Source organism: Thiorhodospira sibirica ATCC 700588 (assembly GCF_000227725.2).
Classification (GTDB): domain Bacteria; phylum Pseudomonadota; class Gammaproteobacteria; order Ectothiorhodospirales; family Ectothiorhodospiraceae; genus Thiorhodospira; species Thiorhodospira sibirica.
In genome coordinates this window covers 186,656-211,694 of the sequence record NZ_MU255056.1, presented here as the reverse complement: position 1 = coordinate 211,694, position 25,039 = coordinate 186,656, and the positions used below count along the sequence as shown (strand labels likewise).

The 25,039-nt window shown below is 57.9% G+C and carries 20 protein-coding genes and 2 pseudogenes; 5 read left to right on the top strand and 17 right to left on the bottom strand.

The annotated features are described in order from the left end of the window. Window positions 1-33: 33 nt before the first annotated feature. From THISIDRAFT_RS15240 to flgA, 8 genes and pseudogenes are all read right to left on the bottom strand, one after another. Window positions 34-948: pseudogene (locus tag THISIDRAFT_RS15240) on the bottom strand (methyl-accepting chemotaxis protein); the annotation flags it as partial. Window positions 949-1,044: 96 nt separating this feature from the next. Then, window positions 1,045-1,593, bottom strand: a pseudogene (locus tag THISIDRAFT_RS15235) (Tar ligand binding domain-containing protein); the annotation flags it as partial. Window positions 1,594-1,759: 166 nt separating this feature from the next. Continuing rightward, a complete protein-coding gene (proB, locus tag THISIDRAFT_RS01110; protein ID WP_006787318.1) occupies window positions 1,760-2,887 on the bottom strand; it encodes a glutamate 5-kinase in 1,128 nt (375 codons plus the stop codon). After that, on the bottom strand, window positions 2,859-3,902 hold the full coding sequence (cgtA, locus tag THISIDRAFT_RS01105) for an Obg family GTPase CgtA (RefSeq protein WP_006787317.1): 1,044 nt from the start codon (window positions 3,900-3,902) through the stop codon (window positions 2,859-2,861). The genes proB and cgtA overlap by 29 nt, the downstream gene beginning before the upstream one ends. 189 nt (window positions 3,903-4,091) lie before the next feature. After that, window positions 4,092-5,525, bottom strand: a complete 1,434-nt coding sequence (locus tag THISIDRAFT_RS01100; protein ID WP_006787316.1) for a BCD family MFS transporter — start codon at window positions 5,523-5,525, stop codon at window positions 4,092-4,094. A 455-nt stretch (window positions 5,526-5,980) separates the two neighbouring features. Further along, the gene (locus THISIDRAFT_RS01095; RefSeq protein ID WP_006787315.1) at window positions 5,981-6,466 is read right to left on the bottom strand and encodes a flagella synthesis protein FlgN; all 486 of its coding nucleotides are present in this window, start codon (window positions 6,464-6,466) and stop codon (window positions 5,981-5,983) included. Between the two features lie 2 nt (window positions 6,467-6,468). Continuing rightward, entirely contained in the window at window positions 6,469-6,783 is a 315-nt protein-coding gene (flgM, locus tag THISIDRAFT_RS01090; protein ID WP_006787314.1) for a flagellar biosynthesis anti-sigma factor FlgM, read from the bottom strand. 158 nt (window positions 6,784-6,941) lie between these two features. Continuing rightward, window positions 6,942-7,664 (bottom strand): flagellar basal body P-ring formation chaperone FlgA, encoded by a 723-nt coding sequence (gene flgA / locus THISIDRAFT_RS01085; protein WP_006787313.1) that lies wholly within the window; start codon window positions 7,662-7,664, stop codon window positions 6,942-6,944. A 362-nt stretch (window positions 7,665-8,026) separates the two neighbouring features. Here flgA and THISIDRAFT_RS01080 point away from each other — a divergent pair, with 362 nt between their 5' ends. From THISIDRAFT_RS01080 to THISIDRAFT_RS01070, 3 genes are all read left to right on the top strand, one after another. Continuing rightward, complete coding sequence (locus tag THISIDRAFT_RS01080; RefSeq protein WP_006787312.1) at window positions 8,027-8,965, top strand: chemotaxis protein; 939 nt, start codon at window positions 8,027-8,029, stop codon at window positions 8,963-8,965. A 315-nt stretch (window positions 8,966-9,280) separates the two neighbouring features. Next, the gene (locus tag THISIDRAFT_RS01075) at window positions 9,281-10,582 is read left to right on the top strand and encodes an ISNCY family transposase (RefSeq protein WP_006786022.1); all 1,302 of its coding nucleotides are present in this window, start codon (window positions 9,281-9,283) and stop codon (window positions 10,580-10,582) included. A 432-nt stretch (window positions 10,583-11,014) separates the two neighbouring features. Continuing rightward, window positions 11,015-11,770 (top strand): hypothetical protein, encoded by a 756-nt coding sequence (locus tag THISIDRAFT_RS01070; protein ID WP_246585296.1) that lies wholly within the window; start codon window positions 11,015-11,017, stop codon window positions 11,768-11,770. 16 nt (window positions 11,771-11,786) lie between these two features. Here THISIDRAFT_RS01070 and THISIDRAFT_RS01065 read toward each other — a convergent pair whose 3' ends face one another. Beyond that, the gene (locus tag THISIDRAFT_RS01065; RefSeq protein ID WP_006787309.1) at window positions 11,787-13,565 is read right to left on the bottom strand and encodes an N-acetylglutaminylglutamine amidotransferase; all 1,779 of its coding nucleotides are present in this window, start codon (window positions 13,563-13,565) and stop codon (window positions 11,787-11,789) included. Between the two features lie 627 nt (window positions 13,566-14,192). Between THISIDRAFT_RS01065 and THISIDRAFT_RS01060 the strand changes: the two genes are divergently transcribed. Both THISIDRAFT_RS01060 and gspE read left to right on the top strand, forming a co-directional pair. Then, the gene (locus THISIDRAFT_RS01060; protein WP_040852138.1) at window positions 14,193-15,416 is read left to right on the top strand and encodes a DUF4214 domain-containing protein; all 1,224 of its coding nucleotides are present in this window, start codon (window positions 14,193-14,195) and stop codon (window positions 15,414-15,416) included. Window positions 15,417-15,473: 57 nt separating this feature from the next. Beyond that, window positions 15,474-17,024 (top strand): type II secretion system ATPase GspE, encoded by a 1,551-nt coding sequence (gspE, locus tag THISIDRAFT_RS01055; protein ID WP_040852136.1) that lies wholly within the window; start codon window positions 15,474-15,476, stop codon window positions 17,022-17,024. On the opposite strand, the gene THISIDRAFT_RS01050 is transcribed toward gspE, so the two are convergent. Genes THISIDRAFT_RS01050 through THISIDRAFT_RS01015 form a run of 8 tightly spaced genes read right to left on the bottom strand, consistent with a single transcriptional unit; the run spans window position 17,021 to window position 25,018 of the window. After that, on the bottom strand, window positions 17,021-17,950 hold the full coding sequence (locus THISIDRAFT_RS01050; protein WP_006787306.1) for a hydrogen peroxide-inducible genes activator: 930 nt from the start codon (window positions 17,948-17,950) through the stop codon (window positions 17,021-17,023). The two genes, gspE and THISIDRAFT_RS01050, sit on opposite strands and share 4 nt — an antisense overlap. Window positions 17,951-17,962: 12 nt before the next feature. Next, window positions 17,963-18,286, bottom strand: coding sequence for a DUF3301 domain-containing protein (locus tag THISIDRAFT_RS01045; protein ID WP_006787305.1), 324 nt, complete (start codon window positions 18,284-18,286; stop codon window positions 17,963-17,965). 39 nt (window positions 18,287-18,325) lie between these two features. Further along, complete coding sequence (gene speA / locus THISIDRAFT_RS01040) at window positions 18,326-20,209, bottom strand: biosynthetic arginine decarboxylase (protein WP_006787304.1); 1,884 nt, start codon at window positions 20,207-20,209, stop codon at window positions 18,326-18,328. Window positions 20,210-20,264: 55 nt separating this feature from the next. Further along, complete coding sequence (gene hypB / locus THISIDRAFT_RS01035) at window positions 20,265-21,056, bottom strand: hydrogenase nickel incorporation protein HypB (protein WP_006787303.1); 792 nt, start codon at window positions 21,054-21,056, stop codon at window positions 20,265-20,267. Window positions 21,057-21,083: 27 nt separating this feature from the next. After that, entirely contained in the window at window positions 21,084-21,437 is a 354-nt protein-coding gene (locus tag THISIDRAFT_RS01030) for a hydrogenase maturation nickel metallochaperone HypA/HybF (RefSeq protein ID WP_006787302.1), read from the bottom strand. Window positions 21,438-21,491: 54 nt separating this feature from the next. Further along, on the bottom strand, window positions 21,492-22,751 hold the full coding sequence (locus tag THISIDRAFT_RS01025) for a U32 family peptidase C-terminal domain-containing protein (protein ID WP_006787301.1): 1,260 nt from the start codon (window positions 22,749-22,751) through the stop codon (window positions 21,492-21,494). Next, complete coding sequence (gene nadC / locus THISIDRAFT_RS01020) at window positions 22,741-23,613, bottom strand: carboxylating nicotinate-nucleotide diphosphorylase (protein WP_006787300.1); 873 nt, start codon at window positions 23,611-23,613, stop codon at window positions 22,741-22,743. The genes THISIDRAFT_RS01025 and nadC overlap by 11 nt, the downstream gene beginning before the upstream one ends. Window positions 23,614-23,653: 40 nt before the next feature. Next, window positions 23,654-25,018, bottom strand: coding sequence for an NAD(P)/FAD-dependent oxidoreductase (locus THISIDRAFT_RS01015; RefSeq protein WP_006787299.1), 1,365 nt, complete (start codon window positions 25,016-25,018; stop codon window positions 23,654-23,656). Window positions 25,019-25,039 lie beyond the last annotated feature (21 nt).

Below are 25,039 nucleotides of genomic sequence, written 5' to 3'. Positions count from 1 at the left end.
ATGGGTGATGCCGTGATTTTCAAAGCCGCTGTCTTCAACGCGGAAGAAGGCCATCATTTCGCGCAGTTCATTGGCTTGGTTTTCTAGTGACTTGGCGGCGGCGGCGGCTTCTTCCACCAGGGCGGCGTTTTGCTGGGTGACTTCATCCATCTGCGCCACGGCTTTGTTGACCTGCTCAATGCCGGAGGATTGCTCGGTGTTGGCGGCGGCAATTTCTGCCATCAGGTCGCTGACCTTTTTAACCGATGTCACAATGCGCGTTAAGGCCTCGCCCGAGGAGTTGACCAGACGCGAGCCTTCCTCGACTTTTTCTACGCTGTCTTTGATCAGGCTGGAGATTTTGCGCGCCGAATCGGCCGAGCGCTGGGCAAGACTGCGTACCTCACCGGCGACGACGGCAAAACCGCGTCCCTGTTCCCCGGCACGGGCGGCTTCTACGGCGGCGTTAAGCGCTAACAGATTGGTCTGGAAGGCAATTTCGTCAATCAACTCGATAATATCGGCGATCTTTTTGCTGGAATCCTTGATGTCTTCCATCGCCTGCATGGCCTGATTGGCGATACTGCCGCTTTTTTCTGCCTCTTCACGGGTTTGTGAGGCCAGGCGATTGGCCTGATTGACGTTTTCGCTGTTTTGGCGGACGGTGGAAGTCAGCTCTTCCATGCTGGAGGCGGTTTCTTCGAGTGAGGAGGCCTGTTCTTCCGTGCGCTGACTCAGATCAATATTGCCCTGAGCAATCTCGCGGGCTGCCGCATCAATGGTCGCAGAACCTTCGTTGACATTGCGTACCACATCACTGAGTTTTTCGTGCATGTCCATCAAGGCTGCGAGCAGTTGACCAATCTCGTTGGTCGAGGTGACTTCCAGGCGCTGGGTCAGATCGCCTTCAGCAATGCTGCGGGCCATACCGATGGCCTGGCTCAGGGGGTTGTTAATGGCGCGGATCAGGAGATAACCCGCCGCCACCACCGTCAAGACTGCCAGAATAATGGCGCTGAGGATGACGGTGAGCGTACGGTTAAATGCGGCTACCGCATATTCATATTCCTCGCGGGCAACATCCACCTGCAGCCGCTCCAGCTTTTCCGCCGCCTCTTTGGCGCGGTTAAACAAGGGGCCTGCCGTTAGCACGGCATGCAGACCCAGTTCATCATATTGTTCCTGCTCGATCATGCGAATCGCCGGACGCAGGGCCTCGTTTACAAAGCGGGCACGATGGGTTGCGAATTCCTCCGCCAGACGCCGCTCCTCGGGCGTCAGCTCGCTGTCCATATAAGCCTCCCACTCGGCGGTGATTTTCTCGATACTGGCGGCGATAATCCCGCCATGCATGGTAACCCGGTGGGTGGCTTCGTGATGCTCGCGCTGCGGCAGGCGGGGGTCATGCTGGGTAGCCAGCAGGATTTCTTGCAGATTGGTGCGCATCAAATCGTTGATACGCGCAATCTGTGACAGCGGCAGCAGGCGGTCGTCGTAGACGCGATTGAGCGCATCATTGCTGCTGGCCATGCCGCGCAATCCAAGAAAGGAGAGCGTGATCATCAAGACCACCAGAAAACCGATGGTCAGAATCAGGCGCAGTTTGATGGTCATGTTTTTCATGGAAAAATCCTCTCCCTGTCTGGTGAGTGTTCAGGGCTAATCAGGTGGTGTATTGCGAAACGCACAGATCGTTGGGATGGAAACTCCCGGTAAATCCTTGCCTAAGCAGGCAGAATGTATGCACTACATGAATAATAATGCAAAATCTGTGCCTCGTTTACAACAACACCAGGTTATCCCGATGAATCAGCTCCGGCTCGTCGATATAGCCCAGGATCTGTTCAATCTCGTCGGCCTTGTGTCCCATAATGCGTCGGCTTTCATCCGCCGAATAATTGACCAGGCCACGGGCAATGCTTTGCCCCTGCGGATCGATACAGGTGACCACCTCGCCGCGGGAAAACTGCCCTTTGACCTGTGTGACCCCCACTGCCAGCAGGCTGCGCCCCGCTGCCCGAATCACACTGGCCGCACCGGCATCCAGATGCAGCTCGCCTTTGGCCACCAGCTGGCCGACAATCCATAATTTGCGCGCCGCCATCGGCTCACGATCAGGACGCAGCAGAGTACCGATCTGATCGCCTTGGGCGATGCGCGCCAGCACCTGCGGTTCACGTCCGGAGGCAATCAGGGTATAGGCGCCTGAGCGAGCAGCCCGCGCCGCTGCGGTGAGTTTGGTCCCCATGCCGCCACGCCCCAGAGCGCCAAAGCTCGGTGCCACCAGATGCATCAGGGTGGGGTCAGAAGCCAGCCCTTCTTCCACCAGGCGGGCATTGGCATGGGCTCGCGGATCACGGTCAAACAACCCGGCCTGATCGGTGAGAATGACCAGTAATTGCGCCTCAATCAGGTTCGCCACCAGCGCGGCCAGGGTGTCGTTATCGCCAAAGCGGATTTCCTCGGTGGCGACGGTGTCGTTTTCATTGACCACCGGGATAATACCCAGACTCAACAAGGTGCGCAGGGTGCTGCGGGCATTGAGATAGCGCCGCCGGTTGGCCAGATCATCATGCGTTAACAACACCTGGGCAGAGCGCAGCCCATGCGCCTGAAACTGGCTCTCATAAGCCTGAATGAGCCCCATCTGCCCAACGGCGGCCGCCGCCTGCAGCTCATGCAGCGCATGGGGACGGGTGCGCCAGCCCAGGCGGCTCATGCCTTCTGCCACGGCGCCCGAGGACACCAAAATCACCTCATGGCCAGCCTTGCGTAAGTGCGCGATTTGCCCTGCCCAGGCGGCCAGGGCATTAAAATCCAGGCCGCGTCCATCAGCAGTAATCAGGGCGCTGCCGATTTTGACCACCCAGCGGTGGCTTTTACCCAGTTGTTGGCGTGTCTGTACCATGCTGTTTCGCTTCATCCAGATAATTCATCACCGCGTGAATCAATGCCTCAGTCCCCTCACCGGTGGCCGCCGAGAGGGTAAAAACGCGCTCGGTCCAGCCCAGCGCCTCGACCAGCTGCTGACACGCCGCTGCACGCGCCTCGGGCGGGAGAAGATCAAGCTTGTTGATCACCAGCCAGCGGGGCTTTTTCAGCAGATCCTCACTGAAGTGCTGCAATTCCTGGGTAATGGTATGCACGGCCTGTAGCGGTTCGTGCTCAGGATCGGGCGGTGCGATGTCCACCAGATGCAACAACAGGCGCGTACGCGCCAGATGTTTCAAAAAGCGCATCCCCAGACCGGCACCATCCGCCGCGCCTGCAATCAGGCCGGGAATATCGGCCATCACAAAGCTTTGCAACGGCCCTACGCGCACCACGCCCAGATGGGGATGCAAGGTGGTAAAGGGATAATCGGCAATCTTGGGAGTCGCTGCTGAGACCTGGCTAATCAGCGTCGATTTACCCGCATTGGGCAGCCCCAGCAGGCCGACATCGGCCAAGACTTTCAGCTCCAGGCGCAGCGTGCGCAATTCGCCCGGCGTTCCGGGTTTGGATTGGCGCGGGGCGCGATTGGTGGAGCTTTTATAGCGGGTGTTACCCAGACCATGAAAACCGCCTTGAGCCACCTTAAGACGCTGCTCATGTTCGATCAGATCACCGATGAGCTCCTCGGTGTCGGCATCATAAACCAGCGTTCCCACGGGTACGGGAATGTCCAGATCCTCACCTGAGCGCCCGGTGCGATCCCGGCCCATGCCGTTTTCCCCGCGCTGGGCCTCGAAATGACGCTGCAGGCGAAAATCTGCCAGGGTATTTAAATCGTGGCTGGCACGCAGATAAACACTGCCACCATCACCGCCATCGCCGCCATTGGGGCCACCAAAGGGGATGTACTTTTCCCGCCGGAAGCTGACGCAGCCATTGCCGCCATCGCCTGCCTTGACGCGAATCTTTGCCTCATCAACAAATTTCATTGAATTTTTTTGTGCCTGTACTCTGGATCGCCGAGTTGCACTCGGCAGGTTTGGGGTGAAGCGCCGAGCTGCATTCGGCAACGAAGCCGCAAGCTTCGTGCGATGTTTGTACAATTCGGCGCTCCCAGTGCGACGGCGAAAAACCGCCGCCACAAAGCCCGCTGGAATGGAGAAAAACCGCCTCCTTGCTCAGGGCATGTGCTCCATCTGCACCTTGTCATGGGTACGCAGACCTTCCTTGCCCGGATTGCGCACCAGCGGCACAATCACCACCAGGGCGGCAATCAGCAGCAAAATCTCCAGGCTATATACAAACTTATACCCCATCAGCGCATGGCCGATGTCGGTGCTAGTCCAAGCCATGCGTTCGCTAAATCCGGCAACCAGCGTTTTCAGGATGCCTCCCAAGGCCCAGGACACACCAATGGTTGTCGCCTGCACCGCCCCCCAGGCGCCCAAAGCCAGCCCGCTGTTGCCCTCTTTGGCCAGTCCCATTGCGGCAGTCAGACTGCCCACCACAAAAAACCCTGAGCCAAAGCCAATCAGTCCGGCACCCAGACGAAATACCAGCCCGGAGTCAATGCTGGCCGCCAGAATCACCCCCATCAAACCCGCAATGCCAATCAGCGCACCATACGCCGCAATATGATAAGAACCGCCAAAACGCCCCAGCAGATACGCCGAGGCCCAAAACGACAGCAAGGTTCCGGCGGCATAAATCGCCGTCAGGCGCGTGGTTTCCGCCACCGTCATGCCCAGAATCTGGCCGCCATAGGGCTCCAGCAACAGGTCTTGCATATTAAACCCGGCGGTTGCCAGCGCCACCACCACCAGCAGCCGACTGGCCCGCCCCCCGGCGGCAAATTCCCGCCAGGCATCTATAAAGGGCGGACGCGGAATATCGGCAATCGCCCGTTTAATATTCACCGCCTCCTGTTTCCACAACGCCAGCAGGTTAATTATCACCGTGACCACCGCCACCCCTTGCACCACCGCTACCAGGCGGGCATGGGTGAAGTCTTCGAGGAAAAAGCCAAACAACAAGGCGCTGGCACTCATCCCCAACAACAGCGTGACATACAGCAAGGCCACCACGCGAGGGCGTTTATCCGGCGGCGCCAAATCCGAGGCCAGCGCCAGGCCTGCGGTTTGCGTGGTGTGCAGGCCGGCACCCACCAGTAAAAAGCCCACCGCCGCCGCCGCCTGCCCCAGCCAGCTCATATCATTGGTCGGATCGGAGAGCACCAGCAAGGCATACGGCATAATCGCAAAGCCGCCAAATTGCAGCAGCGTACCGCTCCAGATATAGGGAATGCGCCTAAGCCCAAAGGCCGAGCGATGATAATCCGAACGATGCCCGATCAAGACGCGCAAAGGCGCAAACACCAGCGGGATGGAAATCATCACCGCCACCAGCCACACCGGCACCCCCAGCTCCACCACCATCACCCGGTTCAAGGTTCCCGTGAGCAACACCACCGCCATGCCCACAGAAATCTGAAACAGCGACAGACGCAAGATACGATGCAGGGGAAAATCCGGCGAGGCAACATCCGAGAAAGGCACGATATTGGGCACAATCCTTGCCCACACGCGCATCCAGGCATTGAGTAAATTATTCATTGGCCACAGCACTCCACACAGCTGGAAAAGCGGCAGATTATCCCATCCTTACCCCGCTTTATCTAGCAATGTTGCGCGTCAAATGCCGCAAGCGCCGCCAACAGCGCCAAGCACCTGCTTCGCATCATGGATGCGCTGCTTCCCCGTGGCGGCATCATCGTGATGTCGCTCCAAAAGCGACGGCTGGAAGCCGCCGCCACTTCGTGCCGAGCGGGTGCTTGGCGTTCTCTATGCTGCGCTCGCGGGTGTTAGCAAGCGCGCTTGCTCCTTTGGCTTAACGCCTGGCAGAAGGAATGTGCACGGATTTGTTCAGGCTTAATCAGGATACGCGATGGATATTGGAAAATGGCGGGATGGGTAAAGCGAAACGTTCAGCGACGATGATGTGCTTTTGCTAAGGCCAAGGCATGCCTTGGCGGTATCGCGAGGTTATGGCAAAGGCGATACCGCCAGGACTATGCCTGAGCAATGGAACGTGAATGACCGTTGGAGACGGAGCGGCCATGTGGGCCATAGACATCGACGGGGGATTCGCCGCCACGCAGGATCTGGATGGCTTGCTCGACGCGATGGCGACTGGATTCAACGACGCCGCCGTTGATCTGATTCAGGCGTCGGCAATTTTGCATGACCTCTGCCAGACGCTCCCAGACGCTACGCAGCTGGCCTTCCTGATCCCAGTCACGCAGACAGGTTTCCATGCCGTGGGCGTTGGTTTCGTAGCCATGACTGCGCAGCAGGGCATTTTGTGCCTGCGAGGCCTGTTCGAGCGTGGCGACATGCTGGCGTTTTTGCGCAATGGCATCGTGCAGGCCGTCCAGATCACGTCGTGCCAAAGAGGCTCCTTCGCGTTCCAGGGCTTCTTCCAGCAAACAGGCCTCGGCGACACACTGGGTCAACAAAGCGGCGAGCTGTTCAGCAAAATCAGGCTGGAGCGACATGGCTAAATCTCCTCATTCATCAGTCGTTCAGCGATTTTTTCCACGTCGATTTTGTACGTGCCTGCGGCAATGGATTGGCGCAAGCGTTCGACCTTTTCAGCATCCACCACCGGCTGGGCGCTGATTTTTTGCTGGATATCGTTAAGCCGCTTGGCCGTTTTGGTCAAGGTGACGGTATCGCCTGCACTGTTGGCGGGGGCCTGAGCTTTACTGGCCTGTGGCCCAACACCACCCGCCTGACGTGCCTGAAAGAGTTCGCGACTCTCCCGGGCGTTTTTTGCCTGTGCTTGAGACAGGTTTTTGATTTCCACTGACATTGGGACATCCTCAGGTCAGAGCGTAAAAAGGTTTCAGTCACTATAGCGGCATGGATGCAAAAATCTTTAGTGATCCACTGCGCATTTTTCAATTAAAGCCGTCGGGCCTATCCTGGTCATCAAGGCCAAAGCGTGGCCTTGAGGCTGCGCTCCAGAGCTTATAAATTGACGCTGACGACGCCGGCAGACACTACAACACCTTCCACAACCCGGCGTGAACTGCGGTTGCGCACTTTCACTAACTCACCATAGGCAGCATCGCCTAGGGCTTCACCCGACATGCGGATGGAGAAATTGTCGCTTTGGGCGAGTAAAACCACGTTCTGGCCGCGTTGTACCATGCGTTGTGCCTCCAGCATATTCGGAATCAAGGTGGTGCCCGAGGCCACGGCGCGGCGTAGTACCATACTTCTCACGGCCACCGGGTCGCTTAAATATCCAGAGGTCAGGCGGGTAATATCGCGTCGTTCCAGGCGTATATCCTGGGCGGCTAATACCGTGCCTCGTGGCAAAGAACGCGCAGCTACCAGCACCTCGCCCGAAACGCCCACCGTCACGGGTATATATAAAGACCAGGGAGCCGGCGCACTGCAACTAATGCCCACCGTCGTGCTGCCGGTGGTTCGCCCGCCAGGTGCCAGAAATGCCTCCAGTGGTTGACTGCAGGCGCGCAGTCTCAGGCGTGCATCCAGTCTTGATACATCGACCTCAATGTTAAAATCCGCGCCGTGCGTTTTGCGCGCCTCATCATAAATAAAGGCCTCGGCAGTCTGGCGAATCGTTTCATGTGACTCATGTTCTGCCGTGCTGGCCAGTGCGGCATGCGCCAATGTACTCAGCAAAGTATATGCCACAATGGCTATCATCGTGTGCCTGATCATCAAAAACTCCTCGCTTCGCATCACGTACCGACCCCAGGCAAAATAACTGTGCCAGAATCCAATTAAGGTGTAGCGGCAGCATGTTGCCTTCGTCAAAATGTTGGCTTGGCGGTGGGGTAAATCCCCGGTCACATGACGTTGCATCCTCCGCAGCCTATGTATTACCGCACCGCCATGCGCTGTTTGTGTAGATAGAATGCACAATGAATGCCAATAAATCCCATGCGCGATACGCAAAGGCACCCAAGCCTCTCAACATGCGCCATCACACCGTAAACAAAAGTAATTTGCCTTAGAAGCGGCTACAATGGAAAATAGCTGGCACTAAGCCCTTGGCAACCGAAAGCGGAGAGTGTTTATTTATGAGTGGGGTATTGGAAGGCGTTGACCGCCGAACAAAGATGGTCGGGCAAAATCGCCTGGAATTATTGTTATTCCACCTTGGCGATAAACAGCTCTTTGCAATCAACGTGTTCAAGGTGCAAGAAGTGATTCCCTGTCCGCCGCTCAAGCGCCTGCCAAACTCTCACCCGATCATTCGCGGCATCAGCCATATCCGGGGTCATACCGTGTCGGTGATTGATCTGGCGCGCTCGATGGGGCGGCGCGGCCCGGAATCTACCGCCCGGGCCTTTGTCATCGTGACCGCCTTTAACCGCTCGGTGCAGGGATTTTTGGTGTCATCGGTGGATCGTATCGTCAACCTCAACTGGGACAGCATCCGTCCACCACCCAAGGGCGCAGACACGGAAAGTTATCTGACCGCCGTCACCAATGTTGATAATGTTTTGGTGGAAATCATTGATGTTGAAAAGATTCTGGAAATGGTCACCGGGCCTGCTGCGCCAGTGACGCCGGAGCTGTTTCGCCCGGCGGAAGGACAGGATGATCACGCACCACCCAAGCGCATCCGGCGGGTTTTGGTCGCCGATGATTCCTCGGTGGCGCGCAAACAGATGGTGCGAGCCTTGGCGCAGATTGATATCGACTGCATTGTGACCCGTGATGGGCGCGAGGCCCTCAATAAGCTCATTGAAATGGCGGGGGCAGGCGACTTACATGAGCAGATCGCCATGGTGATCTCCGATATTGAAATGCCGGATATGGATGGCTATACCCTGGTCAGCGAGATCCGAAAAAATCCAGCCTTAGCCGATATGTATGTATTGTTGCACTCGTCATTGAGCGGCGAATTCAACGACGCTATGGTTAAACGCGCCGGTGCCAACAAATTCATCCCCAAGTTCGACCCCAATGATCTGGCTGGCGCGGTGATGACGCGCATTCGCGGTGAGGTTTAGCCGCCGGGATTGATGGGGGCGATGATAGCGGCAAAATTTTGCCGCTTTTGGTGCAGCGCGTACAGCGCGCAAAAAAATGGGGTGTCATTTGCATACACCCCAAAGCAGGAGGAGTTGAGAAATGGCCAACACGACCGAAATGCGGCCCTGTTAGACACACCATCGCAGTAAGCTTTTACTGTTATGGTGCACTGCATCATAACAAATACTTTAGGCACAGTAAACAACCCAACCGCGCATGTTAGCCCAAAGCAGTAATGTCCCCTTCGTCCAATTCTAAAATGTCCCCTTTATATTTAAGCGGGAGGGGCACGCATGACGAAGGAGCACATTACGATGAGTCACAAAGAAATTGACCGACTAGAGATGATTCAGGCGGTGGCGAACAAGCATCTGCGGCAGGCCGAGGCGGCCCAGCGCCTGGGGTTGAGCGTGCGCCAGGTCAAGCGCCTGGTTCGCCGCTATCGTGAGCATGGGGCGACAGGGCTACGCAGTGGCCACCGTGGCCGACGTCCCAATAACGCCATTGCCGAGACAGTACGCCAGGAGGTGCTCGCCTTGGTCAAGACGCACTACACCGACTTTGGCCCCACCCTGGCCTGCGAAAAGCTGGCCGAGCGCCATGGTCATCATCTCTCGGTCGAGACCCTGCGCCAGTGGATGGTGGCCGATGGGCTATGGCAGCCCAAGCAACGCAAGCAAGCCCGCATTCATCAGCGCCGTCCACGCCGCCCCTGCCTGGGGGAGCTCATTCAAATCGACGGCTCGCCCCATGACTGGTTTGAGGTGCGCGGCCCGCGCTGTACCCTGATTGTGTTCATCGACGACGCCACAGGGCGCCTGATGGCCCTGCGCTTCGTGCCCGCCGAGACCACCCAGGCCTACATGGAGACCCTACAGCAATACCTGGATCAGCACGGACGTCCGGTGGCCCTCTACTCAGACAAACACAGCATCTTCCGTGTCAATCATCCTGAGCACGACGGGGAGCTGACCCAGTTTTCCCGCGCCCTCAAGACCCTCGACATCGCCGCCATTCATGCCAACACGCCTCAGGCCAAGGGGCGGGTGGAGCGGGCCAACCAGACCCTGCAAGACCGTTTGGTCAAGGAGCTGCGCCTGCGTGAGATCTCGGACATCGACGCCGCCAACGCCTTCCTCCCCACCTTCATGGCCGACTTCAACGCCCGCTTCGCCGTCGAGCCACAAAGCCCCCAGGATGCCCACCGACCGGTGCTGCACAGCCCCGAGGAGCAGGCCCTCATCCTTTGCCTGCACCATACCCGTAAGCTCTCCAAGAACCTTTGCTTCCAGTTCAAGAACCGGGAATATCAGCTTCAGGGACAGGGCAAGGGCTACCGCCTGCGGGGTGCCACCCTCACCGTCTGCGAGGCCTTCGACGGCACCATCACCCTCCTGCACCAGGGGCACATCATGCCTTACCGTCTGTTGGCTGAGGGCGAACCGCCCACACCGCTGGATGATGAAAAAAGTGTCCACCACAGCGTCGACCAGGCCAAGGCAAAACAGACCGCCAAGCCAACCTACAAACCGGCGCCGGACCACCCTTGGAGAGGTCGGGGCAACATCACTCCGGCACCAGCCCAAACACCATAACCACGCATTCTACGGGGGACACTTCTGCTTTGCACAAAAGGGGACTTTTCTGAATTGGGTTGACACAACCCAACCGCGCATTTCCGCTTCCCAACATCTTTTTGATGTTCCCGCCCCCGGCTTTAGTCGGGGGATTGACTCGGCTGCATCGGGCGCTGATTTTTCTGCCCACCCCTTAAGTTTTCAATCTGCGCGCCGCTAAGCTGCTTACCCTTCTTGCATTCATGTCGTGGAGGCGCAATCATGACGCCGCTTAGCCCTAGCCCTTTGATGTCTGCCTTGCCCACGCGCCTGCCTGGGCCGCCCGCTGCTGTGCCAGTCGCTGTCGCACCTGTAGCATCTGTTCCAGAGCCCGCTGCACCCGCCGATGATCCAGTGGCTCAGGCGCGCAAAGAGGCTGAAAACGATGTGGGATATCAGCTGTTAAAACGAATGTTCGGTAAAACGACGGAACAAGCTACGCCAGCGGATGAAGGCGCAAGCCCGACGCAAACCCAGATGTCGGTGGTCGAGACGCCAAATGCTCAAAGCGCAGCGGCACCGGCAAGCCTGGAACTTAGCCTGACCTGGCAGCAGCACACGGAAATGCGCGTACAGGTCAGCACCGCTGACGGCACGCAACTTAGCATCCAGTTAAGCCAGCGTACGCAGGGGCAGTTACTGATGCGCTGGGGTGAGGAACCGCCCCCTCAGCAGGCCGATCCCTTGGTTCTGGATTTGGGCGGGCAGGGGATTACCACCACTGGCATTGCCCAAGGCACCCTCTTTGATATGACCGGCGATGGACGCACTGAGCAGGTCAGCTTTGTGCGCGGGGAATCCTGGTTTCTGGCCCTGGATCGCAATGGCAACGGTCTGATTGACGATGGCCGCGAATTATTTGGTGATCAGCACGGCGCGGCCAATGGCTTTGAGGAATTGGCGCGCTTTGATGACAACCGCGACGGTCTGATTGATACCAATGATGCGGTGTTTTCCCAATTATTGCTGTTTAGCCTTGCAGAAGATGGCTCGCAGCGCACCAAAACCCTGGAAGATGCCGGAGTGCGCGCCATTCATCTGGACTATCGTCACACCCAGAAATGGCTCAATGCCTATGATCAGGTGGCGCAGATGGGCCAGTTTGAACGCGACGACGGCAGCCTGGGGACTGCCGCCGACGTATTGCTGGGCTATCGCACGGCCTGAATCGCAGAGGCAGCGGTTAGAGCCGCTGACCTTGCAGCCACAGCTCCAGCAGGGCCAGATGCCAGAGCTTGCTGCCTTTGATGCGGGTGAGATGGGCCTCGGGCTGTGCCAGCAGGCGCTCGACATAGGCACGCTGATACAGCCCGCGCTCCCGGCAGGCCTGTGAATCAAGAATATCGCGCATGAAGCTCAGAAAGGGGCCGCGTACATATTTCAGGGCAGGCATCGGAAAATAGCCCTTGGGACGGTCAATCACCGCATCGGGCAGTTTGCCTCGGGCGATGTGCTTGAGGATGCTTTTGCCGCCATCCTGTAATTTCAGTTCCACCGGCATGGCCGCCGCCAGCTCGACCAAGGTGTGATCCAAAAACGGCACCCGCGCCTCCAGCCCGAAGGCCATGGTCATATTATCCACCCGTTTGACCGGATCATCGACAATGAGCGTGGTCACATCAAAGCGCAACACCGCATCCATAAAACTGTCCGCACCCGGTTGCGCCAGGGCTTGTTCCACCAGGGCGCTGGTGTAATCCTCGCCGACATACTCCGGACACAGCATCTGCGCAAATTCCTCGTGATCACGGTCAAAATAGTGACGCCGAAAGCGCTCCAGCGCCGAGCCGTGCGAATCAGCCTGCATCTGCGGATACCAGAAATACCCACCAAAGACCTCATCCGCCCCCTGTCCGGATTGCACCACCTTCACATGCCGGGATACCTGCTCTGCCAGCAGATAAAAGGCGACGGCATCCTGTCCGACCATCGGCTCGGCCATCTGCAAAACCGCCTCGGGCAGGCGGTCCAGCACCGCGCCGTTGGGGATCTGCAATTTATGATGATCGGTGTTAAAGCGCGCAACCACCTGATCGGAATATTCAAACTCACTGCCACGCTCTTCCGGCTGATCCTCAAAACCGACCGAAAAGGTCTGCACCGGACGATCCGTGCATTCGGCCAGCAAGGCCACCAGCAAACTTGAATCCAGCCCGCCAGAAAGCAATACCCCCACCGGCACATCAGAGATTTGCAAACGCCGCTCAACCGCCTTGCGCAGGGCCGGGTAGATCAGTTGCCCCCAGTCTTGCAGGGTGTGCGGGCCATCCTCCCGGCGCTGGGCTGATAATTCCCAATAACGCTGGGTGCGCCGCCGCCCATTGGCCTCAATCACCATATAATGCGCCGGTGGCAATTTTGCGATGCCCTTGAGCAGGGTGCGCGGTGCCGGAACCACCGCATGTAAGGAAAAATGATGATGCAGCGCCACCGGATCAAGGGCGCAATCCACCCCGCCAGCGGCCAGCAGGGCCTGGGTATTGGAGGCAAAGCGCAGGCGCGTAGCCTCCTCGGTGTAATACAGCGGCTTGATCCCCAGGCGATCACGCGCCAGCAATAAACGCCGCGCCTGCATATCCCACACGCCCAGGGCAAACATGCCATGCAGACGCTGGACAAAATCCTCCCCCCAGGCATGATACGCCTTGAGCAGCACCTCGGTATCGCCCTGAGAAAAAAAGCGATAGCCCAGCCCCTGTAACTGCGCCCGCAACTCGGGGAAGTTATAGATCGTGCCATTAAAAACCACCGCCACCCCCAGCTCAGGGTCGATCATTGGTTGGTTTGCGTGAACCGACAAATCCAGAATCGACAAACGCCGGTGCCCCAGAGCCATCGGCCCGTCGCAATAACTGCCCTCATGCTCCGGCCCGCGACGCTGCAGCCGCGAAAGCATCCGCTGAATTCCCCCCAAATCCGGTGCCTGCCGACCAAAGCTCAATTCACCGCAAATACCGCACATACATACTCCTTTGATTTTTATGATAAAAATTTTTATTTAAAGGTCTTGATCTCAGCACGCTGACCCCGCGCCATCTAAAGCTGCGCAGGGTCAGGCATTTGACAGATATAGCATGACCAAGGTGGATAAAGCAGATCAAGCGGTCTATAGTGGATATCAGGGTCTGTATTTTTAGAGATCCGTTTGTTGGGCGCTTCTTTTTTGAGAAAGAGAGGCGATGTGCTTTGACATTCACTGGAGGCATTGATGAAAACGAATCACTTGAAATCCTTTATCCATTTACTGGTATTGCTGATATTCATTCTGCTGGCTGCGGGATGTACTACGGTGCCGTATGATGTAAAACGACACCTTGGTGATGGCATATATGAAATCAGCCATTATGACGGATATGATGAGCTATTTGAACGCCGTCGAGGACCTATGGATGAACGTGGCAGGTTCCACGGAGAGGTTGAAACAACTCTGAAAGATGGCACTAAAATCCTAGGTACCTATGCCAACGGTAGAAGGGAAGGAATATTTTACCGTGTAAGTCCCTCAGGAAGCCGTGAACTGATAGCCTGCTATTCACAGGGGCAGCGGGTGGCATGTTCGCAACAAGCGCCGCGACATAGCACTAAAGCCATGCCACTGGCAGCATCGGCCACCTCACCGGCAGAGCGGGTTTATAACCATCTGCAACAGCACGATCCCCTGTTTTTCATCCGCTTTGCCAGTCACGGCTATAGCTCGACCAATCTACTCGCTTTTATTGAGGAGTTCCTCGCTGAACTGCAAAGCTTAGGGGGGAATCAGGAGGATTTTGTAGCGCACTATCACAGGGCCTTTGAAAACCTGATTGATGAATCTGCCCAGATTGAACTGACCAAGCTGTTATATGCCCTGGGTCAGATTGACCAGCTTTTACGGGGGCTGGATTACGAGCTGCGTCTGGCCGTCATTGATCGGCATCGCCGTCTGCCAAGCAGTACCTTTGCAATCCTTGAGACCGATTATCCGCAGTTTTTGAGTCGTCTGGAAGGACATTTGAGCCGAACCGCGATGCACCAGTTCACTGATGCCCTGGATGCGCGCATGGATCAAGATGGCCCCTTTGATCACACCGATCCTTTGGTGGTCAAGCAGATCACGGATCGTATGCAAATCGCCTTGAATGATATTTTCGCCAGCCATCAAGAAGTCGTAGGCGTACTGCTAAATGATACCAGGCAATTTGTGCTACCTGCCGATCCATTAGCGTATAGCGTCCAGGCGGTTTTGTTTGGCGTAACAGATCCCGCACCTGAGCGCAATACGGCATGGCAGGTGACGGAGATTTATCTGGCGACGCTGGGGTATGCCCCGGATGCCGAGGGTCTGAATTATTGGGTCAACAATATCCACACCCGCCCGGAATGGGAGCCGCTGACAGTGGCGCAAAGCTTCTTTGATCAGGAGCTGGTGCAGGCCCTGTATCCTGAGTCGCTGGGCTATGGTGCGCTGATTGAGGCTTTATACCAGAATATCTTTGGACGGCCTGCCGACCGGGATGGATATGACTACTGGCTGGCTGAGCTGAGTCAAGGGCGTTTAGCGCGTAATCAGATGATTATTGCCCTGATCAACGGTGCCTGGGGCAACCCCGAGGCCGCTGATGATATTGCCCGCTTCAGCCATCGCATTGAGGTCAGTCTGGCCTTTGCCGACTACCAGACACAGCATGGCATTGCGTATAGCACTTTGAGTGAATCTGCCAAGGGTGCCTTGCGTGAGGCCGGACGCACTGCTGTTGCCGCAGTGACGGCCGACCCGGCCAGCCGTGATCAGGCGCTGGCTGCCATTCCGGGGTTGTTGCGTCCCTTCCATTGATCCCCCACATCGGCCTTCTCTGTTCGGGGAAGGCCGATATTGCCTTGTCTTGAGACCATGACGGAAACCTTATCTGCTGTTTTACCGGCGGCGTCTGCTGGATTGCCGGTGTCGGACGATGTGGATATGCCTGGGCGGCATGACATCAGTTTTAGCTTTGCGCGCCGCTTTGGGGTGGTGATTGTGGAGCTGTCTGCGGCGCAGGCGACCATCGCCTGCCGTGAGCGCGTTGCCAGCAGTACGCTGCTGGAATTGCGGCGTTATCTGGGACGCCGTTTGCACCTTAATCCGGTCAGTGCCGAGCAGTTTGATCGTTTGCTGCGCAGTCGTTATGAGCGCAGTGCCAATGATGCCATGCAGTTAATGGAGGGCATGGAAGATGCCGATGATTTAAGGGCCATTGCCCAGGAGTTATCCGAACCTGAGGATTTGCTAGAAAGTGCCGATGATGCGCCGATCATTCGCCTGATCAATGCGCTGTTGACCGAGGCTATCAAAGAAGATGCCTCGGATATTCATATCGAGCCCTTTGAGCATCGCTTGAGCGTGCGTTTTCGGGTGGATGGCATGTTGCGCGAGGTTTTGCAGCCCCAGCGTCTGCTCGCGCCGTTGATCATTTCGCGCATCAAAGTCATGGCGCGGCTGGATATTGCCGAAAAGCGCCTGCCTCAGGATGGGCGCATTTCCTTGCGCGTCGCCGGACGGGCGGTGGATGTGCGGGTATCTACCCTGCCGTCTGGACACGGCGAGCGGGTGGTGTTGCGGCTGCTGGATAAGCAGGCCGGGCGTCTGGATCTGGCGCAGTTGGGGATGGAACCCGGCGCGCATGAGGTTATGCGGGATTTGATTCACCGCCCGCACGGCATTTTGCTGGTGACCGGGCCGACCGGTTCGGGCAAGACCACCACCTTATATGCGGTACTGACGGAACTGAATGACCGCAAGCGCAATATCCTCACGGTTGAAGATCCCATTGAATATTATCTCGACGGCATCGGCCAGACACAGATCAATACCAAGGTGGACATGACCTTTGCGCGGGGCTTGCGGGCCATTTTGCGCCAGGACCCGGATGTGGTGATGGTGGGGGAGATTCGTGATCTGGAAACCGTGCAGATTGCGGTGCAGGCCAGTCTGACCGGGCATCTGGTGTTGTCTACCCTGCACACCAACACCGCCATCGGCGCCATTACCCGCCTGCGGGATATGGGCGTTGAGCCATTTTTGCTGTCCTCATCTGTGATTGGCATCCTGGCGCAGCGCTTGGTGCGGCTGTTATGCCCTCACTGCAAGCTGGCCTATACTGCCAGCCCCAAGGATTGTGAGCGCCTGGGACTAAATCCCGATACGCCGCCCTTGCTGTACCGCCCGGTCGGCTGCAGCCACTGCAATGATCTGGGCTATCGCGGACGCAGCGGGATTTATGAGCTGATTGCCATTGATGATACCTTGCGCACCCTGATTCATGACGAGGCCAGCGAAAACGCCTTGGAACGCCATGCTCGTCAGCATAGCCCCAGCATTCATCGTGACGGTCTGCGGCGTATCCTGGCCGGGGAAACCAGTGTCGAGGAGGTGTTGCGCCTCACCGCCAGCCCTGGAAGCTAGCGGTAAATCGGCTCTACGCAGGGCAGTTCACACGATAAAATCGCCATGCGCAGGGCCTCAATCGCCTTGGGGCGCGGGAAGCTGCTGCGCCAGGCCAGGGCCACGCGGCGTTTGGGCACTGGCGGGGCCAGCGGGCAGGTGGCCAGCAGGCGCTGGGTGTACAGTTCATGGGTGGTCGCGGTGCAGGGCAGGATGGTAATCCCCAGCCCGCTGGCGACCATGTGACGAATGGTTTCCAGGGAACTGCCCTGGACGCTGCGCTCAATGTCGTTGCTGGAGGTGGTCGGGCGACGACACTGTGGACACCATTGCAGCACCTGATCCCGAAAACAGTGCCCATCACCGAGCATCAGCAGGGTTTCACTGGCCACATCATCGAGACTTAAATGACTGCGACCCACCCACGGATGTTCTGCGGGCAGCACCGCCACAAAGGGCTCATCATAGACGGCTAAGGTCAACAGCCCCGGCTCTTCAAAGGGCAGCGAAAGAATGATGACGTCTAACTCGCCTTGCTTGAGGGCATACGTCAGCTGAGCGGTGTAGTTTTCCTCGATCAAGAGCTGCATCAAGGGGTGCCGCTCGCGCAGCAAGGGGATCAGGTGCGGCAGCAGATACGGCCCGATGGTATAAATCGCCCCCAGGCGCAGCGGCCCTTCCAGCTGGCTATGGGTGTGCTGGGCAATGTGATAAATCTCCTCGGCTTCTTCAAGCACCTTTTGCGCCTGCTGCACAATCCGTTCACCGACCGGTGTCATGCTGACATCGTGCTTGCCGCGCTCAAATAAAATTGTGCCGAGTTCATCTTCGAGTTTTTTCACCGCCACACTCAGGGTCGGCTGGCTGACATGACAGGCCTCGGCGGCATGGCCAAAATGGCGTTCGCGGGCCACGGCAACGATATAGCGCAGTTCAGTGAGGGTCATCGGCGCGGGGACTCAATCAAGGAAGGTGCGCCCTTCGGGATGTTCCAGGCTCAGTTGATATACCGCTCCGCCCAGACAGATGATACGCCCGGTGTAGCGCTGTTCACCGGCGACGGTAAATTCAAACACATATTCACGGCGCAGCCGCCAGCGCTTTTGCGCATCCTTCACCAGACGCGGCATCCCTGCCCCCATCACGCTCTGATCCAGCAATTGTGCCGAAACCTCACGACACGCCTGCGCGGCGGCTTGGGCGGCCTTTTCACGGGTGCGCAGGGTGTCGTTGATATACAGTGCCACCGCGCCCAGCACCGTCAACCATAGCAGGATGCTCATGCGTGGGCGCAGGCGGGGAAGATGGCGCCACGTTGGCGATCAGTCTTCATGATAAGTGTAGCCTGTCAGACCTTGTTCCAGCTCGGTGAGAATGCGCGCACTTAACGCGGCTTCAAGACCTGCCTGGGCGACCTTTTCCCGATAGGCTTTGGCCAGCTGCAGCGGATCAAAATGCACATAACGCAGCAGTTCATCGACCTGATCGCCTTTTTCGGCATCACTGAGTCGATAGCTGCCATCGGCTTCCAGCACCACATTCACCGAGTGGGTATCGCCAAACAGGTTATGCAAATCCCCTAAAATTTCCTGATAGGCGCCCACCAGAAAAATCCCGATGCGATAATCCTCGCCACTGTGTACGGCGTGCAAGGCCAGGCTTTTGGCCACCCCGTCGGCATCCACATAACGGCCAATATGGCCATCAGAATCACAGGTCAGATCCTGCAAGACCACCCGCCGGGTCGGCGCTTCATGCAGGCGATGCAAGGGCATGATGGGAAAGATCTGATCAATCCCCCAGACATCCGGCACCGACTGAAACACGGAAAAATTGCAAAAATATTTATCCGCCAGCTTGTCGTTAATCTCGTCGCGGATTTCTGCCGACAGGCGTCCATCCTCTTGCGCCACCAGCCGCTCACAGGTGGCAATATAGAGCTGTTCGGCAAAGGCGCGTTCGGCCAAGGTCAACATGCCGTGACTAAACATCACCTGCGCCTCACCCAGCCAATGCGCCACATCGTGATAAATCTCGCTGGGGGCAATGGCGCTGGGCTGTTCATACAGGCGCCACATATCCTGCAAAATCAGCGGGGCTTCCTGCTCCGGCGGCTGCAGCCTCTGTTCGACGCGGGTGCGCTCACTGTCAATCACATTGGTGATCAAAACCGCATGATGCGCCGTCATGGCGCGCCCGGATTCGGTAAAAATCGTGGGCGCGGGCAAGCCTTCCTCCAAACAGACATGGTGCAGGGTACGCACGATATTATTGGCATATTCCTGCAGGCTGTAGTTGATGGAGCAATCCGTGCGCGAGCGCGTGCCCTCATAATCCACCCCCAGCCCACCGCCGACATCAACCACGTCAATCGGCGCACCCAGGGCGCGCAGCTCGGCATAATACCGCGCTGCTTCGACCATCCCGGTTTGAATATCGCGGATATTGGCGATTTGCGAGCCCATGTGAAAATGCAGCAGCCGCAGGCAATCGAGCATGTCCAGGGCGCGCAGCCGTTCAATCAGGGCCAGCACCTGGGCGGCGGACAGACCAAATTTAGCCTTCTCGCCGCCGGTGTTTTGCCATTTGCCCTTGCCGATGGAGGCCAGCCGCACCCGCACTCCCAGCCATGGCCGCACCCCGAGATCACGGCAGGCTTCCAGCACTCCGTCAAGCTCGGAGGGCTTTTCAATCACGATATACAAACGCTGTCCCAGCAGGCGCCCGATCAAGGCAATGCGCAGATATTCGCGATCCTTGTAGCCATTGCAGACAATCACCCCGTCTGTGGGTGCAAGCGCCAGCACCGCCATCAATTCCGGTTTACTGCCAGCCTCAAGCCCTACCTGCTCACCGCCGTAGCCCAAAATTCCGGCCACTACGCTGCGCTGCTGGTTAACCTTGATGGGATACACCGCCGTATAGTCACCCGCATAGTCAAAACTCGCCCGCGCCTGGGCAAAGGCCTCGGTCAAACGGGCCACCCGATGCTGCAAAATATCCTCAAAACGCACCAGCACCGGCAGATTGATGCCCTGGGCTTGCAGGGTATCGGTCAAGGCATACAGATCAACGCCGGGGTGATGCGGTTGCGCAGGCGTGCGCATCACCACATGACCAGCGGCATTGATGTCAAAATAACCACCGCTCCAGTGGCGCATACTGTAGCGCGCACGAGCCGCGCCGGGATCAAATTCAGAGGTCATGGATCAGCATCAAAACAAAGTGAACCGGGAAATAGATAGATAAAGCCCAAGGGGCTCAGCCTGCTTTGGTGGCTATCTGCGCCCGCAGGGCATCGAGCTGCTGTTTGAGCCAGTCAATCCAGGCATCCAGCCCCTCGCCGCTGCGCGCCGATACCGTCAAAAGCGGTGCTGCCTGAGCTAAAGCACGCAGATGCTGCTCTGCCTTGGCGGGGGAAAAATCCCCCAGCACGGGCAGCAAATCGCTTTTGCTCAATAACACCAGGTCAGCGGCGCGAAACATCACCGGATATTTCGCCGGTTTGTCATCGCCTTCGGTCACTGACAGCAACACCACATTATAATGCTGGCCAAGATCAAAGGCCGCTGGACAGACCAGATTGCCGACATTTTCGATAAACACAAGATCCACCTGCTCAAGCGCCAGCGCATGCAAGGCCTGATGCACCATGCTTGCATCCAGATGACAGGCGGTGCCGGTGGTAATCTGTGCGGCCTGCACCCCCTTGGCACGGATGCGCTGCGCATCGTTTTCGGTCTCCAGATCACCCTCAATCACCGCCACCCGCAAACGCCCATCCAGCCGTTCGATGGTCTGCTCCAGTAATGCCGTCTTGCCAGAACCCGGCGAGGACATCAGATTGATGGCCAAAATGCCACGCTGCTCAAAATGGCGGCGATTATGCGCCGCTGCGTGATCATTGGCATCTAACACCCGCGAAAGTACCGTGACCTCGTGGGTACTGCGGGTGCTGGTGCTGGTACTGTGACTATGTGCCGCGTCATGGGCATGATGGTGACTATGATGGTGGTGGTGATGGGGGGTACTGCAACCGCATTGATCACACATGACTAAAGACCTTTTGACGGAGAGGTTTTAAGAAGAAGACATAAGCAGTTCGACACGCGCCAGCAACAACTCATCTCCCGATAACACGGTGGTCTGCCAGGCACCGCAATGCCCGCATAATAAGCGATTGACGCTCACCTCGCTATCTGCACCGCACACACGGCAATGCACCTTCACCGGCAAGGCCGTCAACACCAGCTCAGCCTGGGCCGCACCAGTCCCGGCGGCAGCCAGCGGAAACGCCTGACGTAACAAATGCGCCTCCACCCCCGCCAGCGGGCCCACCTGCACCTCAATACGGCTCACCCCTCGCGCCTGATGCGCCGCCACCAGCCGCTCCACCTGCGCCACAATCGCCTGACATAATGATAATTCGTGCATGCTTGATCCGGGTTTTTCAAATGTTGTGCGCGCAGGGTTTGTAACGGCAAAAAGCTATACCGGAATGCGCGCCAGCAGGGCGTATTCCAGTGGATGCGGCTGCGGGTCTGGGATCTTCACCTGCCAGCCGCTGCCAGGGGCGACGTTGAGCGGCGCACCGCTGCGCACATCGTGCAGGCTGTCGAGGCGAAAGGTATGACACCCCGTGGGAGTCATCAATTCCAGCGAATCCCCCACGGCAAAGCGGTTTTTGACCTCAATACGCAACTGGCCGCTTTCCTGGGCGAGCACCTCGCCGACATAATGGCGATTGCCAGGCAGGGAGTCGCCGGTGGCATAGTTTTGCAAATCCTGCGGGGCGTGGCGCTCCAGAAAACCGGGGGTATAGCCACGGTGTGCCAGCCCATCCAGCAAGGCCACGGTTGCCGACGCCAGCGGCAGGCCCTGCTGCGCGGTATCAATGGCCTGACGATACGCCAGCACCGCCCGGGCGACATACCAGGCCGATTTAGTGCGCCCTTCAATCTTGAGGCTATCCACGCCGATGCGGGCCAGCTGCTCAACATACTCAATGGCGCACAGATCTTTGGCGTTGAGAATATAGGTGCCGTGTTCATCTTCCTCAATCGGCAGATAAGCCCCCGGACGCTTGCCTTCTTCCAGGACCCAGGCGGTGTGGTCTTGATCGGGATCGGGCAACAGCCGATAGTGCCAGCGACAGCTATTGGTACAAACCCCCTGATTGGCGTCACGGTGATTGAAATAGCCCGATAACAGACAGCGCCCTGACCAGGCAATGCACAACGCACCGTGGACAAACACCTCAAGCTCCATATCGGGGCATTGCTGGCGGATATCTTCAATCTGCGCCAGACTCAGCTCCCGCGACAAGATCACCCGGCGAATGCCCGCTGCCTGCCAAAAGCGCACCGCCGCCGCATTCACGGTGTTAGCCTGCACCGACAGATGCAAGGGCATCTGCGGCCAGCGTTCCCGCACCAGCCAGATCAGGCCCGGATCGGCCATGATGAAGGCATCGGGCTGCAAGGCCACAATCGGCGCCAAATCGCTGATGAAGGTTTTAAGCTTGGCCTGATGGGCAAAGATATTGACGGTCAGATAGAGCTTGCGGTTTTGCTGGTGTGCGGTGTCAATGCCTGCCGCCAGGGCTTCGAGCGAAAAGCTGTTATTGCGGGCGCGCAAGGCATAGCGCGGGATACCGGCATATACCGCATCCGCACCAAAGGCCAAGGCATAGCGCAATTTATCCAGGCTACCGGCGGGGGCGAGTAATTCAGGCGCTTTAAGCGGCATAACGAAACCGCATCGAAAGATCCACGGCGCGAATGTCTTTGGTCAGACTGCCCACCGAAATATAATCCACACCACTGGCCGCAATCGTGCGCACGGTATGCAGATCAACCCCCCCGGAAGCCTCGGTTTTGGCACGCCCGGCCACCAGATTCACCGCCTCGCGCCGAGCCTCGTGCGTAAAATCATCCAGCATAATGACATCAGCCCCGGCGTTGAGCGCCTCGCGCACCTCATCCAGCGTTTCCGTTTCCACCTCCACCAGGATGGCAGGGTGCAGCGTGCGCGCCTGGGCCACCGCCGCCGCAATCGAACCAGCGGCGTAAATATGATTTTCCTTAATCAGGATGGCATCAAACAGCCCCATGCGATGATTCATCCCGCCGCCGCAGCGCACTGCGTATTTTTGTGCATGACGCAGTCCCGGCAAGGTTTTGCGCGTGTCTAAAATGGTGGCCTGCGTACCGGCAACGGCCGCCACATAGGCCCGCGTCTGGGTAGCCGTGGCTGACAGGGTCTGGAGAAAATTAAGCGCCGTGCGCTCACCGCTTAACAAGGCCCGCGCCGGGCCTTGCAGGGTACACAGGGTCTGGTTGGGCGCGACCTGTGCGCCATCGCTCACGGCCCAGCGAATGGTGACTCGCGCATCCAGCCGCGCAAAGCTGTGCGCAAACCAGGCCGTGCCGCAGATCACGGCGGCCTCGCGGGTGATCACGGTCGCCTCCCCCCAGGCCTCGCTATCAATCAATTGCGCGGTCAGATCACCGCTGCCCAAATCTTCGTGCAAGGCGCGGGCAACCGCCTCATCAATGTGTTCAAAGGGTGGCAAATTCAGCGCAACAGCGCCCGCTGCGGGTGTTTCCATCAGCAAATCCTACGTTAAGAGATGATCGGTTAAGCATCCATTAGCGACAGCGCAGCTGTTCCAGGGCCTCCAGGGCACACAGGGCAATGGGATGCGCCGGGGCGGTCAGGCGTGGATGACTGCCGAACTGAAAGCTCACCAATTCATGCACCCCTAAACGTGCCTGAATCGCCAAACCGATGGCATTGAGCACCTCGGCGGTGGTTGGACCACCGAGTACCTGCCCGCCCAGCAATAAACCGCTGCGACTGACCACCAGCAAGCAGGTCATCATGCGCGTACCCGGCATGGTCGGCGGATGATGATCCGGCACTTCCACACGCCCGACCACCACATCCAGCCCCTCATGGCGGGCCGCATTGGCTGTCATCCCGGCGCAACCAAAGGCCAGATCGCCAATCTGGCTGGCATAAATGGCAATGGTCCCGGCGTTATAGCGTTCATGTTGCAACCCGAAAAGATTGATCCCCGCAATGCGCCCCTCCGCCGCCGCCGTTGAGGCCAGCAGCGACGGCACCGAGCGGCGCAACAGCAAATCCTGCTTAAAGGCGCAATCCCCCACCGCAAAGATCTCGGGATACTCACGACAGCGCTGGAAGGCATCCACCCAAATGCCGCCGCCTCGCGCCATCGTCAAATTCAAAGCCTGTGCCAGATCGACATTACGCTGATCACCAATTGCCACCAGCACCGCATCGGCCTCGACCCGCTCCTGATTAGCCAGACGCACCGCCTGCACCGGGCCTTTATCCCCCTCACCCTCCAGGGCCAGCGCCCCGTTACCGGTATATAGCTGAATCTCGGCCTCCAGCAAGGTCGCCTCAACCTTGACCGCGACTTCCTCGTCAAAATTATGCAAAAGCAGATGCGGTAGCTGCTCAATGATGGCCACCTCAATACCACTTTTGCGCACCTCATCGGCAAACTCCACCCCGATAAAGCCGCCACCGATCACCGCCAGACGCTTGCTTTGCGGCAACACCTCATCAAACAGATGCTCCAGGTGATCGTAATCTTTACGGATCACAAACACCCCCGGGCGCTCAATACCGGGGAAAGGGAGCTGATGTGGCCGCGTCCCGGTCGCCAAAACCAGGCGCTGCCAATGGATCAACACCCCATCCTCGGTCAAGGCAGTGCGCGCTTTGGGATCAATCTCACGCACCGTATCGCATAAAATTTCCCCGCCCAGGGCACGAAACGGCGCATTACTCAGCAAATCCTGCTCCACCCCTTTCAGCGTACCAAAAATATACGGAATGCCACAGGGAACAATCGGCTCCTCCTCCGGGCGGACCAGCAAAATCTTGCGCTCTGGCCACACCTTCGCGGCGGTAATCGCCGTACTCATACCCCCTGGCCCACCACCCACAATCAAACCGTCTACCTGTCGTTCTTTTTTCATAAAAATCAAAACCTCATAAAA